The organism is Mesorhizobium sp. WSM4904, from assembly GCF_029674545.1.
Taxonomy (GTDB): domain Bacteria; phylum Pseudomonadota; class Alphaproteobacteria; order Rhizobiales; family Rhizobiaceae; genus Mesorhizobium.
Genome location: NZ_CP121354.1, coordinates 6,154,287 through 6,169,096 on the forward strand (window position 1 = coordinate 6,154,287; position 14,810 = coordinate 6,169,096).

Genomic DNA, 14,810 nt, shown 5'->3' on the forward strand with positions numbered 1-14,810 from the left:
GTCAGGCTCCCCTCGCCTGGTCACGCGCCTGGGCGATCGCCGCGACGATGTTCGGATAGGCCGCGCAGCGGCAGATGTTGCCGCTCATATATTCGCGGATGTCGTCCTCGGAGTTCGCGTGACCTTCGTTGACGCAGCCGATGGCCGACATGATCTGACCCGGCGTGCAGTAGCCGCACTGGAAGGCGTCGTGGTCGATGAAGGCCTGCTGCATCGGATGCAGCCTGCCGTCGCTCGAAGCGAGCCCTTCCACCGTCATCACTTCCTTGCCCTGGTTCATCACGGCAAAGCTCAGACAAGAGAGCACGCGTTTTCCGTCGACGAGCACGGTGCATGCGCCGCACTGGCCGTGGTCGCAGCCCTTCTTCGTGCCGGTAAGGCCGGCATGATCGCGCAGCGCATCCAGCAGACTCGTCCTTGTGTCCAGCGAAAGCTCGTAAGGCTGCTTGTTGATACGCAGCGATATGGCGACGGCTTCCCTGAGCTTGGAATGGGTCGCGGCCGGCACTTCCGCCTTTGCGGCGGAGGTCAGCAACGGCGCGGCAGCGGCAGCTGAAACCGTACCGGTCATGAAGCTTCGTCGGCTGAGACCAGTCGCGCTCGATACGGGATTTTGGGACATGGCTCGCTCCCCTGGTTGGCTGGGTAGGCTGGCTGGGTATCAGCGCTAACCTCTCAGCCGCGGCATTGTTCCGAATTTGTCGGCTCAAAAACGGGTCACGAAAGAGTGACTCCCGGACGGCTTCCAAGGACCCGACGACGGGCCATTGCATGGGGATTGGCGTCGGGCCGGTTGTCGCGGCAAAGGAACTTTTCCGAATGCGGAAGGTTGACCTCGGCTTGGGCTGGTGATGTGCGGCCGCGCCGCGCAAGTTCCCATGCGAGCAATCCCAGCAAGTGCGCAGCGGTTGACTGCCCGGAATTGCACAAGACAAAACACTTCGATCGAAAGGCATGCCGGTGGATACGAATTCTCCAGTTGCCGACCCCGTGGACGAGAGGCGGCGGCCGACGCGTCGCTCCGAAAAACGAGACAAAAGCCCGCAGCGCTCCGATACCCGAAGAAGGGCAGCGCCCGATGCCTCGCCGGATAAGACCGATGCGTCCCCAGAAGATGGCGGCGCGCCGCAGGACAAGCGCAGCCTGTCCGGGTCCATCAAACGACATCCCGTCACCGCGGGCACCGTCCTGCTTGTCGTGCTGCTGGTTGCGGCAGGCGCGGTGGCCTGGTGGCTGAACGCGCGCAACTACGAATGGACGGACGATGCCTTCATCGATGCGCGCACGGTGACCGTCGGCGCCGAAATCGCCGGCCGCATCACGGAGGTGGCCGTCACCGACAATCAACCCGTCGAAGCGGGTGCGGTCCTGCTTCGCATCGACGACAGCGACTACCAGGCCTCGCTCAAGCAGGCTGAGGCCAGCGTGGCGGCGGCGCAGGCCGAGATCACCAATGTCGCGGCCCAGACCGAGGCGCAGAACGCCAAGATCGATGCCGCGCAAAAGCAGGTCGCCCAGGCGCAGGCGGCGCTGGAATTCGCCAAGTCGGAGGACCGGCGCAACCGCGAGCTGCTGGCCCGGGGCACCGCCACCGAGCAGCAGGCGCAGCAGGCAGCGTCAACGCTCCGCCAGGACCAGGCGGCCCTCGACACGGCGACGGCGAATGCGGAGGCCGCGAAAAGCCAGCTCGCGGTGCTGCAGGCACAGGGCAAGAGCGCTGACGCCAAACTGCGGCAGGCAAGAGCGAGCGAAGACCAGGCCAGGACCACGCTCACACGCACCACCATCGTGGCCCCGGTCGCCGGCCGGGCAACCAACATCACCGTTGCGAAAGGCACCTATGCTCAGCCCGGGCAAGTGCTGATGATGTTCGTTCCGAAGGACGTCTGGGTGAAGGCGAATTTCAAGGAGACGCAGCTCGACCTGATGCGGCCGGGCCAGCCGGTCGACATCGCCATCGACGCCTATCCGGAAAAGACCTTCCACGGCCGTGTCGACAGTGTGCAGGCCGGCAGCGGCACTGCCTTCAGCCTTCTGCCCGCCGAGAACGCCACCGGCAATTTCGTCAAGGTCGTCCAGCGCGTGCCCGTGAAGATCGTCTTCGACCAGCCGCCGGACGCCTATCTCGGTCCGGGTATGTCGGTGGTGCCGACGGTCAAGGTACGATGACTGATGCGGTATTAGCCCATGGCGGCGAAAGCCGCTCCGCCGCCGGCGGACGCAATCCCTGGCTTATCGCGATCGTCGTCTCCATCGCCACCTTCATGATGGTGCTCGACACCGCGATCGCCAATGTCGCGTTGCGCAACATTGCCGGCAGCCTGGCGGCCGGCCTGGACGAGAGCACCTGGGTCATCACCACCTATCTTGTCGCCAGTTCGGTCATCGTTCCAATCAGCGGCTGGCTCGCCGACGTCGTCGGCCGCAAGCGTTATTACATGCTCTGCGTCGCCACCTTCACCGGCGCGTCGTTGCTCTGCGGCCTGGCGCCCAATCTCGACATGCTGATCCTGTTCCGCATCCTCCAGGGTCTTGGCGGCGGCGGCATGGCGCCGAGCGAGCAATCAATCCTCGCCGATACTTTCCCGCCCGAAAAGCGCTCGCAGGCCTTCGCGCTCTACGGCATCGCGGTCATCGTGGCGCCGACGGTAGGCCCGACGATCGGAGGGTGGCTGACGGACCATTTCTCCTGGCATTGGATCTTCTTCATCAATGTGCCCTTCGGCATTCTTTCGCTGGCGCTCGTGCAATGGCTGGTGGTCGAGCCGGACGTGCTGAAACGCGAGCGCCGGGAGAGGCTGAAAGGCGGCCTAAAGGTGGATTGGGTCGGCTTCATCCTGGTGACGCTGGCGCTCGGATGCCTGGAGGTGTTCCTCGACGAGGGCCAGCGCAACGATTGGTTTTCATCGAGTTTCATCACCACCTTCGCCGTGATCTCCGCCGTCTCGTTGCTCATCCTGATTCCGTGGGAGCTGGCACACCGCGACCCGATCGTCGATATGCGGCTGCTGTTCATGCGTCAGTTCGGCACGGCCTTCCTCGTCATGATGGCGGTAGGCGCGGCGCTGTACAGCACGACGCAGCTCCTGCCGCAGCTGCAGCAGACAGCGTTCGACTACACAGCGACGCTGTCGGGGCTTTCGATGATGCCGGGCGGCATCGCCATGCTGATGCTGATGCCGGTCTCGGGCTTCGCCTCCGGTTTCGTGCAGCCGAAATACCTGATCATGCTGGGCATGTCGGCGGTGGCCATAGCGCTCTGGCATCTGACCTCGCTGGCCCCGGATGCGACGTTCAGCTTCTTTGCCTTTGCCCGCGTCTTCCTGATGGTCGGCCTGCCCTTCCTGTTCATCCCGATCTCGACCGCGGCCTATCTCGGGCTGCCGCCGAGGAAGACCAACCAGGCTTCGGCGCTGATCAATGTTGCCCGCAACCTCGGCGGCAGCATCGGCGTCTCGCTGACCAACACCGTGATTGCGCAGCAAGCGCAGCTGCATCAATCGAATCTGACAGCTGACACCGTGCAATCATCGTCCACCTACCAGCAGACATTGCGGCAGATCAGCGAGTATTTCACCGCCCAAGGCTCCCCCGCCGTCGAGGCGAAGGCGCAGGCGGTCGGCTGGGTCGGCCAGCTCATCGGCCGCCAGGCGACGCTGCTCGCCTATGTCGACGTCTTCCGCTACTCGGCGATCGCCACCGCGTTGCTGGTGCCGCTGGCGCTTCTTTTGCGGTCGCCCAAGCCGTCCCGTCCGGGGAAATAGCGCGCTTCCGACGGAACATGCGTTGCCGGTTGCGAGTTTGCTCCCAAAGGCAATGGCCGTTGCGAAGCGATATGAAATCGAAGCTGATCGCAGAAACTTCCGGACAGAGAACTTTCGTGGTCGTGTTGGACCCTGGCGAGGAAGCGATCGCCGCGCTGACGACTTTTGCCGAGCAGAAAGGGATCACCGGCGCTTCGCTGACGGCGATCGGCGCGTTCGAGAAGGCGACGGTCGGCTGGTTCGACACCGGGTCGAAATCCTATCGCAAGATCCCTGTCGATGAGCAGTGCGAAGTGCTGAGCGCCATCGGCGACGTTGCCGTCGGCGACAATGGCAAGCAAAGCCTCCACATTCACGCGGTGCTTGGTCTGCGCGACGGAAGGACACGCGGCGGACATCTGCTGGAAGGCACTGTCCAGCCGACATTGGAAGTTACCGTGCTGGAGTCGCCTGCGCATCTGCGCCGCAGGAAGCGCAGCGATCTGGGGATCGCGTTGATCGACCTCGAGGCCTGACAGCAGACAAAACCGCTCACTTCCAGGCCGAAAGTGAATCCGCAGCATTGGAGAAAGAGATGGACCCCCGTAACAAGCAGCGAAAACAGCAAGACGAGGCCGAGGCTCCGGCCATCGAGCAGCAGGACTGGGATTCCCTTGAGGGCGACAAGGTGCTTCCGGACAGCGTGGTCGTGGAAGAAGGCATTCCCGACGCCAGGGAGACGGAAGACACTCCCTCCGAGGAGGACGATGACAATCCCAGCCAGAACAGCGACGAGGCCTTGCCCGACGACGAGGAGGAAGAGGTTTTGTCGCGGGATCCCTCCAAGGAGGGAGGCCGGTTCGACGAGGTCTAGGAATCACGCGCCTGCCTGGCCGATGAAGGTTGAAAAACATCCGATCGGCGCGGGTTGCGAAGGGCACCCGTCCCGCGGCCGCCCGTTCAATGCCTTGATCCGTGCTCCACCAGACGGAAGCTGTACCGGTCGCGTACGAATTCGTTGAAGAACCGCCCCTTGGAGGGAGCGGCCGTGAACGCGGCGTAGGTCTCAGGCTCGACTTCCTCATAGTCATAGCGGTCGCCGCTCGGCACGAACCATACCGAAAGGATCTTCGTCGCAGGATCGTAATGGGTGTTCCGGATGGCAGTGGAAGGCATGACGGACATCCTGTTTTGCCATGCGTAATTCCTGGGTTGTCATGAGGTTCCGCGGTATCGGGCGTCGGCGGCACAAAGCCTTGTGAGGGCGGCGGAATTGCCTATCTGAAGGCTATGCCATCAGCGAAATCGAGGACCGCGACTCAGCTCCGCCAGGGCGATCTTTTCGGCGCCCCAGACAGCTTGCCGGAGGGATTCCACTACCGACCGGAGCTGATCACGCGCGGCGAAGAAAGCGATCTGGTCCGCCATATCGGCTCCCTGGCCTTCAAGCCCTTCGACTTTCATGGCCATCTTGCCAACAGGCAGGTCGTCGGCTTCGGGCTGCGTTACGACTACGATCGCCGCGAAGTCGTGGAAGCACCGGCTATTCCAGATTTCCTGCTGCCGCTCCGCGACAGGGTCGCCGCCTTCGCCGGCCGACCCGCGTCCGAGTTCTCGCAGGTGCTGATCAACGAATACCGGCCCGGCGCCGGCATCGGCTGGCATCGCGACAAGCCACATTTCGAGCTCGTCGCGGGCGTCTCCCTGCTGGCGTCCTGCAGCTTCCGGCTACGCCGCAGGAACGGCGCGACTTGGGACCGCGAGACGATCGAGGTCGAGCCAAGATCCGTCTATCTCATGGCCGGTCCGGCGCGCAACGAATGGGAGCACAGTATTCCGCCACTCGCCCAGCACCGCTACTCGGTCACATTTCGGACGTTGCGGCCCAAGCTCTGAGCGGGCGTCGGCTCACGCTCCCGGCGACGCCGACGTCACTCGCCACACCGTGTTGCCGACGTCGTCGGCTATGAGCAGCGCGCCAGATCTGTCGACGGCGACGCCGACCGGTCTGCCTCTCGCCTCGCCCCTGTCGTTGAGGAAGCCGGTCACCACGTCCTGCGCCATTCCGTTCGGGTGCCCGCCGCTGAACGGCACGAACACGACCTTGTAGCCGTTGAAGCGCTGGCGGTCCCAACTGCCATGTTCGCCGACGAAGGCGCCACCGCGATAGCTCTGCGGCAGGCTGTTGGCGGTGTAGAAGGCCAGCCCCAGCGGCGCGACATGCGAGCTCAGTGCATAGTCCGGCGGGATCGCCTTTGCCACCATGTCCGGGCGCTGCGGCATGACGCGCGGATCGACATGCTGGCCGTAGTAACTGTAGGGCCAGCCATAAAAGGCGCCGTCTTTCACCGACGTCATGTAGTCCGGCACGAGATTTGGTCCGAGCTCGTCGCGTTCGTTGACCACCGTCCAAAGGGCTTTGCTTTCCGGCTCGAACGTCAGGCCGTTCGGATTGCGCAGCCCGCTGGCGAAGATGCGCGAGCGTCCCGTTGCACGATCGACCTCCCAGATCGCCGCACGGTCCTTTTCGGCCTGGATGCCGTTTTCGGTGATGTTGCTGTTCGAGCCGACGCCGACATAAAGCAGGGATCCGTCCGGGCTCGCGACGAGGCTTTTCGTCCAGTGGTGATCGATCGGACCGCCCGGCAGCTCCGTGAGCACCTTGCCCGGCGCAGTGATCGTGGTGTCACCCGGCTGGTATGGATAGCGCATGATCGCATCCGTATTGGCAACGTAAAGGTCGTTGCCGACCAGCGCGACGCCGAAGGGCGAGTTGAGATGGTCGAGGAAGACGCCCTGATATTCCGGCTTGCCGTCGCCGTTGGTGTCGCGCAGCAGCGTAATGCGGTTGCTTGGCCCGGTGTCGCCGCCGGAGGTGACCCAGGACTCGACCCAGTCCATCACGATGTCCTTCGGCCGTTTGACCGATCCCTCGGTCGGCGCCGTGGACTCCACGACCAGAATATCGCCATTGGGCAGCACGTAGAGCGAGCGCGGATGCTGCAGGCCCTTCGCCAGCGCCTGGATCTGCAAGCCCTGCGCGACCGTCGGTTTCTCGTCGTTCTTCCAGCCGACCACCGAGGCCAGATGCATCGGCGGGAAGAAATACTGGTTTATTTCAGGGAGCTTCGGGTTCGCGCCGATCTGCTCGTTGGGATCGGTATTGTCATTGCTGCAGCCCGCAATAACCAAGGCGGATGCGCACGACAGAGCTGCCATTGTCCGCGTGATGGATCCATCAAGTCGTCTCATCGGCTACTCCCACGTGATGGCGATAGACCAGCGCCCAGCCGAGCCAGCCGGTGAACAGCAGGATGATCACGACCAGCGCCGACAGGATCAGCCCCGTCGGCACAACAGACGTCCATGCATCGCGCGTATGGATGAGCATGTTGAAGAAGGCCAGGACGAGCGCCACGAAATTGCCGGCCATGTGCAGCCAAGCGGTCGGCTGTTCGCGTATCTGCCGTCCCGCAGTAAAGTCCACGAGCCCAACGACAGCTGCCAGAATCCCGACGATGACGCCGACCGTAACGAGCCAGGACGAGAAGTTGGCCCATGTCATTTCGGCGGTTCGCCAGTAGACTATGTCGGTCAGCAAAGTACCGACAAAGCAGGCTATCGGGATCGTGATCAGCATGGGGTGGATAGGGTGGCCGGCTATGCTTGCCGTTGATCTCGGATTCTCCATGCGGAAGCTCCTTTCCGTAAACTCAACAAGGCAAACAGGCTAATGTTCCGCTAGGAATTACCGCGGTCACCAGAAGGTGAACGAGTCCGCTTTCCATGTCGCTCGGCCAGGAGATCGGCCGCTACGCGCGGGCCGGTCACGATCCTGAAACCGGTCCCGTACCATCCGATCGCGGTGCAGGTTGCCAACCGCATGCATGCCTGGAACCGTTTTCAGGATCGACGCTCGTAAGGCAGGCCGACAGGCTGCCTCAACGTGCTGCAACGGCATTTCGCCCGAGCTTCGCGCGGCGCGGTTCAAATCGCTTGCGTAAGCAACCGATGCTGGGTTTGCCGCAATACCGTGACGGTGCGCCGCGCGCGGGCCTTCGTGGCGGAAACGGCGGCGAACGCTATGAAGAAGAGCATGCCCGGATCAGCGCTGCCGCCTGACACCGAGTTGGCAACGATGCTGGCGAGGGCAGCATTCCTGACGCTCAACACGACGGCGTCGGTTTCCGGGTCCAGGCGCTCCCGCGCCCGGCCAACCCCGCTGACAAGGACGGCGACCAGGATCGCCACCATCAGTGATCCGAACAAGCCAAGCTGGGACAGGACCGCGATCGGCCAGCTCGAAGCCCTCGAGCTGCCGAAACCGACCCCGAGACCGCTGGTGTCCAGAAAGGACTGCAGGCTCTTGACGTTCCAATAGGTGCGCTCCTCACCGGAGGAGGAATTGGCCTTGTTGATGATGGTCGAGTTGATCAGCCTGATGAAGGGATCCAAGGCGCCGGCGTCATAGAGACTGACGCCCAAGACGGTGACAACGCCGAAAGCCATGATGGCGAATATGAGGATCTCCTCGCGTTCGAAGCGGCCGCGCAGAACCGAGGCCGACATCGAGAAGGCTACGGGGACGCAGAGGATCGTCAGGCCGATATAGGCGGTCGACGACGTCGACAGAATAGTCAGAAATAGCAAGATGGCTGCCAGCCACTGGGCAAGACGCGATTTGGTTTTTCTCCAGTATGTGTAGCAGAACGCCAGACAGGCGAGGGAAGCGGCGGCGAAGGAAGAGGCCTCGGAGAACGCCCCCGCGATTCGCGAGAATCCTGCCTCGACCGCATCTGTCAGTAGAGCATAGCTCGCGGTCCTGATCGGAGCCAGCAGGTCACCTGCACCTGCGCATTTGCCGAAGAAATCGATCAGTCCCATGCCCGCATGGAGACCGCACCACAGGAAAAATCCACGGCGCAGCTGATCGATCCTGTCGGAGTGCAAAAACAGCATGCAAAGCGCAATGGCTGTGAGACCGCCAAGAATGAAATAGCCCGTCTGCGACGTATTCGCCGAGACCGGGGCCAGAGAGGCTTCGACGACCGCGCCGCGGGTTTTCGACTGCACGAAGACGACGGTCTGTCCTGCGAAGAGTCTTGGAAGCAGCCACGCCCCAATGATCGCGTAGGTCATGAGGCTCATGAGTATCCAGATCGAGCGGATGCTCCCGAACACACTTCCAAGCTCGAACCAGACATAACGCCTCGCAGTCACGGCTGTGACGAGCAGCGCCGCGAACAAGGTGTAGATGAGAGGCGTGGATCCGCCGAGCGAAGTAAGGGTCATGGCGGCCGTCGAGCCGAACGCCAGGGACGCCATCAGGCCGATAATCAACATGCCGCGGGAATAGTAGGCGACAATCAGGACAGCGGCGCACACTGCCAGTCCCGGAATCGAGAACTGCATCGTCGCACGGCCTTTCTCGTACAGGTCGCCCTCTGGATGCCCCTAGGCAGCCAGAGGCGGTGTCTCGCCCTGCATACTTCGGCAGACGGGTGTCCCGGACAAGGGAGCCAAAGGACGTAGCCGAACATCCCACAGCGGTAGGGTGCCGGCAGATACGCCTTCCGAACGAACCGGTAGAGGGTCGGCCCGGCGGTACGCATTAAAGCTTAAGCACGGCGGAGGTGCTGGAGACCCCGGCACGATGTAAGCTCGTTCCTGCTCGGATCGGACGTCTGGATACCAGTGCTGAATGTTGCTTGCCAAAAGCCGCGAGGAGCTGGCCAACGAAACCGAGCGCGTTGGTTTGCCCGTCATGACAGGCTACCGCCCAAGGTGGCCGCTTCATCGCGTGCGAAGGCGCCGCGATGCCGATATAGATCGCCGCCTCCGGGTGGCTGGACTATTCGACGGCGGTCGCGATCGCGCATTCGTAATTCTGGCACAGGCGGTGGATTGGTTGGCGTACCAGCGCGAGAAGGAGGAGCGGTATGACCAGGCGGATCAGGCGAGGGACGTTGGGAGCCAAAGAGGCCAAGCAGCTCAAGGAAGTTTACGACCGGGCCCGGGCCGTTCAAGCCAAATACGCGGAGTCCCACCTCGCGGGCCGGGCGGCAAAAACGCTGGTCGATGCGTTCGAAGCCGCGGGGCATCCCGAAGATACGGCTGTCGATCCGCAATGGCTGAGCAAGGCCGCCCCCAAGGGAAATGCGTGAAAACATCATGCAATCGAAAGCCGCGGCGGCGCCCTAAGCGCTTCGCGATCTTTCGGATTTCGCTCCATGCGCTTTAGGTTCTGATTTTACCATGTCCTTTTCGCGAAACCGATTCCCACTTTCGGGAGACATGCTCCAGGTCTCTCCTGCCAGCCTCGCATTCTCGGGCCTTGCCGGGCAAACCCAGCTGCAACCTTGGGCAACCGGCGGAAGGCATGCCCGCAAAATGCGGAAGCCAGGCAAATGCCGCCCCGCCTGACAGGGCCCGGCGCAGACATCGGTCTTCGATTTTTTCCCATCGCAGGAGCTCGATGCGGAACTTCGAAGTCGGTCGCGACGTTATTGGCGGTTGGAGAAGGGTTCCTTTCCATCGGGCATAGCAACTGAAGTCGGCTCACTGTGAAGCCGCTCACATCTGGCTTTCAAGAAGCAACTATTGTAGGTTGTGTTAAAGTTGGAGAAACTGGCGGGTCTCCATGCAGACACTGTCGCAGTTCATAGGACCACGTCCGCTTGGGGGGACGTGGTCGAAGGTCGAGTGGGGCAACAACGATTTTCTCGGTGTGGCCGCAAGAGCCTATAAACCCCATTCGATCGTGTGTCGCCAGGATGACGACGACGACACGATCTTCATCGTAAAGTCGGGCTGGACCCTGCTTTGCCGCGGACTGCCGGACGGAGAACGGCAGATCATCGACACTCCTCTTTGGGGAGACATAGTCGGCTTCCGTTCCGCGGACGGGCCTCGCTTCGCTTCGCTGGTCTCCATAACCGACGTCACCGTTTATCCAATACCAAGGAAAGCGCTGGTCGAGAGTATCTCGTCCGAGGGTAGCTTCGGTAGCAAGATTGCCCACTCGCTGGCGCGGATGAACGCCATCCTTGCCGAACATCTGGTGAATGTCGGGCGACGCAACGCAATGAGCCGGATCGCCCATTTCCTGCTCGAGTTGGAGGAACGGCTCTCCAAAGTCGGCCTGTCGGCTCACGGGAGATATGATTGTCCCCTCACTCAGAACGAGCTGGCGGACATCCTCGGAATGACCCCCGTTCACGTGAACCGGACACTGCGGGAGCTCCGCAGGGCCGATCTCGTCTCGTTCAAGACCGGCCGTGTCGAGATTCTCAACCGCAAGAACCTCGTCAAATTGGCCGGGTTCGAGAAAGAGTACCTCGGCTAGAGCATTTCACCGTTTCACGGAAACGGCGAACCGCTCTATCTCTTTGTTTTGGCGCAATTTCGGACGGAAGGCTACGGCGAGGTCGCCGAGCCCGACCGCCTCACACTTTTCCTGGTATTGCTCTAGATTTACGGATCCAACCATGCTGGCGTGATGCCTCCCGCCTCCAGGCGGGCAGCATGGCTGCGTGCCTGCAACCAGCGGCGCAGCTTCCCTAAAATCGGAAATTTACGAAAAATTAACCTAGGTTAGCGACCCCTAATAATTCGGTCCTAGAGTAACGTTAGCCGTTCTTCGCTGGGGTAGGCGTGGAACTGCCATGTCAGAATGAAGCGATCCAGCTCAAAACAGGGCGGGCGGGGTCACTTTTCCACATTCTAGAACAAGGGGTAGTCGGCCGCCGGCGGCGGCTCGTGTGCAAAAAGGGTGGGTAGTATGAGTTCAACAGCAGGACTGGTTAATTACACCTCGATAAATCAGCCAAGAATTCCGATCAGCGGAATTGAAAGTGCTCCTCAAAAGGAATGCCTCCTCATACTGGATGGAAGGGCCTTGGACCGAGAATGTCTTGCATCGGCCCTCGTAGACCACGAACTCGGCATGGCGGTCGCGGCCATGGGTTCAATCGAAGAATGGCGCATGAAGAAGAGTTCGGTACCTCCCCTGGTCGCCATACTCTTCAACCTTGGCGGTCGGAAGATCACCGATCATGCCACGGCGGACGAGATCAGGCGGATATCGTCTGAGTTCAAATCGATCCCCGTGGTCGTCCTGGCCGACAATGAAGACCTCGCACAGATACTGGCAGCTCTCGAATGTGGCGCGCGAGGCTACATTCCGACCTCGGTCGGTATCGACGTGTGTGTCGAAGCGATCAACCTGGCGGCAGCCGGCGGCATCTTTGTCCCGGCAAGCAGCGTTCTTTCCATGCGTCATCTGATCGACTCCGACAGCCGCGACACGCAGCCTTTGTCGAGAATGTTCACGCAGAGGCAGACCGAGGTCGCCCAGGCACTCCGGCGCGGGAAGGCGAACAAGATCATCGCCTACGAACTGAACCTGCGCGAGAGCACAGTGAAGGTGCATATTCGAAATATCATGAAGAAACTGAAGGCGACCAACCGCACGGAAGTCGCCTACAAAGTCAACGATCTCTTCGCGGAAGGAGTTGCCGCGGAGCGACCTTAAACGCTAGAGCGGTTCACCGTTTCACGGAAACGGCGAACCGCTCTATCTTCTTGTTTTGACGCAATTCCGGACGGAAAACCGCTCACACTTTTCCTGGAATTGCTCTAGAACGGCCCGCCGTCGCGGGCCGTATCTATTGCTTCGACTGAAGTAAGCACCGGGGCCTCCGTTGCCTTTGCGGCAGCGGAGGCCCCCAGACAGACTGTCCGGCCTGGTCCGAGCTTCCCGACAATTGGAGCCTCTGGTGGTGTCAAGTTGGACCGGCGCGCCAGAACGCTTCACAGTTTCACGGAAACGGCGAACCGCTCTATCTCTTTGTTCTGACGCAATTCCGGACAGAAAGCCGCTCACACCTTTCCTGGAATTGCTTTAGAAGTTCGCTGCGTCCGCTCGGTGCGCCAAATGCTGCTCCGCCGCTTCCTGTCACCGATAGTACGAAGCTATCCGCCATAAGTGCTAACCGATGATCTTATGGAGAACGCGAAATCCCGGGCCGAACATGTAGATACTGTGTCGGAATGGAGTTTTCGCGCATGTCTGAGCAAGGTCTTCGTTTTCCAAGATCCGTCCACCTGCAGAAACGCGGCCGCCAACTGATCCCCGGCGGATGTCACACCTACGCAAAAGGGGAGGATCAATATCCTGTCCTTGCTCCGGGTTTCATCGAGCGCGGTCTGGGTTGCCGCGTCTGGGACGTCGACGGCCACGAATACATCGAATACGGCATGGGCAATCGCGCCGTCGGGCTTGGGCACGCTTACCCGAGCGTGCTGAGCGCCGTGGAAGCCGCTCTGGTCGGCGGCTGCAATTTCACGCGGCCCGCGAAGATCGAAGTCGACTGCGCCGAGACGTTCCTGGAGCTGATCGGTGCGCAGATGGTAAAATTCTGCAAGGATGGGTCGGATGCCACTTCGGGCGCCGTCCGCCTTGCCCGCGCCTACACGGGCCGCGATCTCGTTGCCTGCTGCGCCGACCACCCGTTCTTTTCGACGGACGATTGGTTCATTGGAACCACGCCGATGAATGCGGGAATTCCGGAGGCGGTCCAGAAGCTGACCGTCACCTTCCGCTACAACGATATCGCCAGCGTCAAAGATCTCTTTGAGAGATATCCGGGCAAGTTGGCAGCGTTGATCCTTGAACCGTCCCGCGGCGACGATCCTGCGAACGGGTTCTTGCACGAGGTGCAACGTCTCTGCAGGGAAAATGGCGCGCTGCTCATTCTCGACGAGATGATCACCGGCTTCAGATGGCATGCGGCCGGGGCGCAGAAACTGTACGGAATCGAGCCAGACCTGTCGACATTCGGCAAGGCACTCGGCAACGGGTTTTCCGTCTCCGCCCTGGCGGGGAAACGCGAATATATGCGTCTCGGCGGCCTGGAGCAAACGGACCGTCCAAGGGTGTTTCTGCTGTCGACCACGCATGGCGCGGAGACTCATGCGCTCGCGGCGGCGATCGCAACCATGCGGGTCTACCAGAACGAGCCCGTGATCGAGCACCTTTATGCCCAGGGAACAAAACTGAGGGAAGGGATCGAACAGGCCGCCAGACAGCATGGAGTGGATCAGCACTTCAAGGTCACCGGTCGTCCTTGCTGCCTGGCATTTGCCACGCTCGATCTCGACGGCAAACCGTCGCAGACCTACCGCTCGCTGTTCCTGCAGGAGACGATCAGGCGTGGGGTGCTCATGCCGTCCCTGGTCGTCAGCTACACGCACGACGACGACGCCATCATGAAGACTATCGAGGCTGTCGACGGAGCCTTGGCGGTCTATGCGCGGGCACTGGATTCGGGAGCGGACCATTTGTTGGTCGGGCGTCCCTCGCGGGTCGTGTTCCGCCGCTACAACAGCGGCGATGAGCGGGCCGAAATGATCGCGGAGAGTTCCGAAATCGCGACGGGCGCGATCGAGAGGCAATCGGAAAGCCGGCTCGCAGCGACAGCTTGACTAGATCGGTTCATCGTTTCACGGAAACGCCGAACCGCTCTAACTCTTTGTTTTTACGCAATTCCGGACGGAAAACCGCTCACACTTTTCCTGGAATTGCTCTAACTGAAAGCGCCTTCGGTCCCTTCGATCCGGGCACCAACAATCACCCGACCGCAGACTGCAAGCTTTCGTCAAGTGAGACGATGGAGAGGGACCTTCCTGAACTCACGGTCCTGCAAGTACAGAATCCGCTGATTGATCTGCAGTGACCTCAGGTCCAGGGAAGGTGTATTTGCCCAGCCAGTTGACGGCTTCCTCGATCGTATCGAAATTCTTGTGTTGCCCCGTGAGCAACCCGAAACCTGTCTCAAGGAACCATTTGCCCTTGGTTGAATAGGTCTCCTCGTCGATCCGGGTAAGTATAGCGACCAGCTGGTCGAACTTCCATACTAGAATACCGGACTCTCCGCCCTCAACCGTTCCTATTCGGGCCTCGTTGAGCGAAAACCCCGGAGCAAGTCTGGCGTGGCCCACCTTGATTTTTCCCCTCGAACTCCACACGCACGACAAAAATGCCTAGCGTGGATCGCTTCTTCTGTG

15 protein-coding genes are annotated in these 14,810 nt (G+C 61.3%); 9 read left to right on the forward strand and 6 right to left on the reverse strand.

From position 1 onward, the window contains the following. Position 1 precedes the first annotated feature (1 nt). Complete coding sequence (locus QAZ47_RS29855) at positions 2 to 622, reverse strand: (2Fe-2S)-binding protein (RefSeq protein ID WP_278231772.1); 621 nt, start codon at positions 620 to 622, stop codon at positions 2 to 4. A 332-nt stretch (positions 623 to 954) separates the two neighbouring features. Between QAZ47_RS29855 and QAZ47_RS29860 the strand changes: the two genes are divergently transcribed. The 4 genes from QAZ47_RS29860 to QAZ47_RS29875 all read left to right on the forward strand — a co-directional run bounded on the left by QAZ47_RS29860 (position 955) and on the right by QAZ47_RS29875 (position 4,617). Beyond that, complete coding sequence (locus tag QAZ47_RS29860) at positions 955 to 2,169, forward strand: HlyD family secretion protein (RefSeq protein WP_278231773.1); 1,215 nt, start codon at positions 955 to 957, stop codon at positions 2,167 to 2,169. After that, the gene (locus QAZ47_RS29865; protein WP_278231774.1) at positions 2,166 to 3,764 is read left to right on the forward strand and encodes a DHA2 family efflux MFS transporter permease subunit; all 1,599 of its coding nucleotides are present in this window, start codon (positions 2,166 to 2,168) and stop codon (positions 3,762 to 3,764) included. Before QAZ47_RS29860 ends, QAZ47_RS29865 begins: the two co-directional genes overlap by 4 nt. 71 nt (positions 3,765 to 3,835) lie before the next feature. Next, on the forward strand, positions 3,836 to 4,279 hold the full coding sequence (locus tag QAZ47_RS29870) for a PPC domain-containing DNA-binding protein (protein WP_278231775.1): 444 nt from the start codon (positions 3,836 to 3,838) through the stop codon (positions 4,277 to 4,279). A gap of 59 nt (positions 4,280 to 4,338) precedes the next feature. Then, positions 4,339 to 4,617 carry a hypothetical protein gene (locus tag QAZ47_RS29875; RefSeq protein ID WP_278231776.1) on the forward strand — a complete coding sequence of 93 codons (279 nt, stop codon included), beginning with the start codon at positions 4,339 to 4,341 and terminating at the stop codon, positions 4,615 to 4,617. A gap of 86 nt (positions 4,618 to 4,703) precedes the next feature. Here the strand turns inward: QAZ47_RS29875 and QAZ47_RS29880 are convergent, their stop codons facing one another. After that, entirely contained in the window at positions 4,704 to 4,919 is a 216-nt protein-coding gene (locus QAZ47_RS29880; protein WP_278231777.1) for a KTSC domain-containing protein, read from the reverse strand. 114 nt (positions 4,920 to 5,033) lie between these two features. Here QAZ47_RS29880 and QAZ47_RS29885 point away from each other — a divergent pair, with 114 nt between their 5' ends. Then, a complete protein-coding gene (locus tag QAZ47_RS29885; RefSeq protein WP_278204519.1) occupies positions 5,034 to 5,639 on the forward strand; it encodes an alpha-ketoglutarate-dependent dioxygenase AlkB in 606 nt (201 codons plus the stop codon). A 12-nt stretch (positions 5,640 to 5,651) separates the two neighbouring features. Here the strand turns inward: QAZ47_RS29885 and QAZ47_RS29890 are convergent, their stop codons facing one another. The 3 genes from QAZ47_RS29890 to QAZ47_RS29900 form a co-directional block, all read right to left on the reverse strand. Beyond that, the gene (locus QAZ47_RS29890) at positions 5,652 to 6,962 is read right to left on the reverse strand and encodes a sorbosone dehydrogenase family protein (protein ID WP_278231778.1); all 1,311 of its coding nucleotides are present in this window, start codon (positions 6,960 to 6,962) and stop codon (positions 5,652 to 5,654) included. A gap of 19 nt (positions 6,963 to 6,981) precedes the next feature. Then, entirely contained in the window at positions 6,982 to 7,434 is a 453-nt protein-coding gene (locus QAZ47_RS29895; protein ID WP_278231779.1) for a DUF2231 domain-containing protein, read from the reverse strand. A 296-nt stretch (positions 7,435 to 7,730) separates the two neighbouring features. After that, positions 7,731 to 9,155, reverse strand: coding sequence for a hypothetical protein (locus tag QAZ47_RS29900; RefSeq protein WP_278231780.1), 1,425 nt, complete (start codon positions 9,153 to 9,155; stop codon positions 7,731 to 7,733). Between the two features lie 527 nt (positions 9,156 to 9,682). Between QAZ47_RS29900 and QAZ47_RS29905 the strand changes: the two genes are divergently transcribed. From QAZ47_RS29905 to QAZ47_RS29920, 4 genes are all read left to right on the forward strand, one after another. Beyond that, positions 9,683 to 9,907 carry a hypothetical protein gene (locus tag QAZ47_RS29905; protein ID WP_278204524.1) on the forward strand — a complete coding sequence of 75 codons (225 nt, stop codon included), beginning with the start codon at positions 9,683 to 9,685 and terminating at the stop codon, positions 9,905 to 9,907. 476 nt (positions 9,908 to 10,383) lie between these two features. Then, positions 10,384 to 11,088 carry a Crp/Fnr family transcriptional regulator gene (locus tag QAZ47_RS29910; RefSeq protein ID WP_278204525.1) on the forward strand — a complete coding sequence of 235 codons (705 nt, stop codon included), beginning with the start codon at positions 10,384 to 10,386 and terminating at the stop codon, positions 11,086 to 11,088. A gap of 492 nt (positions 11,089 to 11,580) precedes the next feature. After that, positions 11,581 to 12,276 (forward strand): response regulator transcription factor, encoded by a 696-nt coding sequence (locus QAZ47_RS29915; protein ID WP_278207985.1) that lies wholly within the window; start codon positions 11,581 to 11,583, stop codon positions 12,274 to 12,276. A gap of 533 nt (positions 12,277 to 12,809) precedes the next feature. Further along, positions 12,810 to 14,228 (forward strand): glutamate-1-semialdehyde 2,1-aminomutase, encoded by a 1,419-nt coding sequence (locus QAZ47_RS29920; protein WP_278231781.1) that lies wholly within the window; start codon positions 12,810 to 12,812, stop codon positions 14,226 to 14,228. 207 nt (positions 14,229 to 14,435) lie between these two features. Here QAZ47_RS29920 and QAZ47_RS29925 read toward each other — a convergent pair whose 3' ends face one another. Next, complete coding sequence (locus tag QAZ47_RS29925) at positions 14,436 to 14,744, reverse strand: hypothetical protein (protein ID WP_278204527.1); 309 nt, start codon at positions 14,742 to 14,744, stop codon at positions 14,436 to 14,438. Positions 14,745 to 14,810 lie beyond the last annotated feature (66 nt).

Coding starts and splice junctions, on each gene's coding strand:
- QAZ47_RS29890 (WP_278231778.1), bottom strand. CDS start 6,962: ATGGCAGCTCTGTCGTGCGCATCCGCCTTGGTTATTGCGGGCTGCAGC.
- QAZ47_RS29880 (WP_278231777.1), bottom strand. CDS start 4,919: ATGCCTTCCACTGCCATCCGGAACACCCATTACGATCCTGCGACGAAG.
- QAZ47_RS29920 (WP_278231781.1), top strand. CDS start 12,810: ATGTCTGAGCAAGGTCTTCGTTTTCCAAGATCCGTCCACCTGCAGAAA.
- QAZ47_RS29895 (WP_278231779.1), bottom strand. CDS start 7,434: ATGGAGAATCCGAGATCAACGGCAAGCATAGCCGGCCACCCTATCCAC.
- QAZ47_RS29870 (WP_278231775.1), top strand. CDS start 3,836: ATGAAATCGAAGCTGATCGCAGAAACTTCCGGACAGAGAACTTTCGTG.
- QAZ47_RS29875 (WP_278231776.1), top strand. CDS start 4,339: ATGGACCCCCGTAACAAGCAGCGAAAACAGCAAGACGAGGCCGAGGCT.
- QAZ47_RS29910 (WP_278204525.1), top strand. CDS start 10,384: ATGCAGACACTGTCGCAGTTCATAGGACCACGTCCGCTTGGGGGGACG.
- QAZ47_RS29900 (WP_278231780.1), bottom strand. CDS start 9,155: ATGCAGTTCTCGATTCCGGGACTGGCAGTGTGCGCCGCTGTCCTGATT.
- QAZ47_RS29905 (WP_278204524.1), top strand. CDS start 9,683: ATGACCAGGCGGATCAGGCGAGGGACGTTGGGAGCCAAAGAGGCCAAG.
- QAZ47_RS29885 (WP_278204519.1), top strand. CDS start 5,034: ATGCCATCAGCGAAATCGAGGACCGCGACTCAGCTCCGCCAGGGCGAT.
- QAZ47_RS29860 (WP_278231773.1), top strand. CDS start 955: ATGCCGGTGGATACGAATTCTCCAGTTGCCGACCCCGTGGACGAGAGG.
- QAZ47_RS29855 (WP_278231772.1), bottom strand. CDS start 622: ATGTCCCAAAATCCCGTATCGAGCGCGACTGGTCTCAGCCGACGAAGC.
- QAZ47_RS29865 (WP_278231774.1), top strand. CDS start 2,166: ATGACTGATGCGGTATTAGCCCATGGCGGCGAAAGCCGCTCCGCCGCC.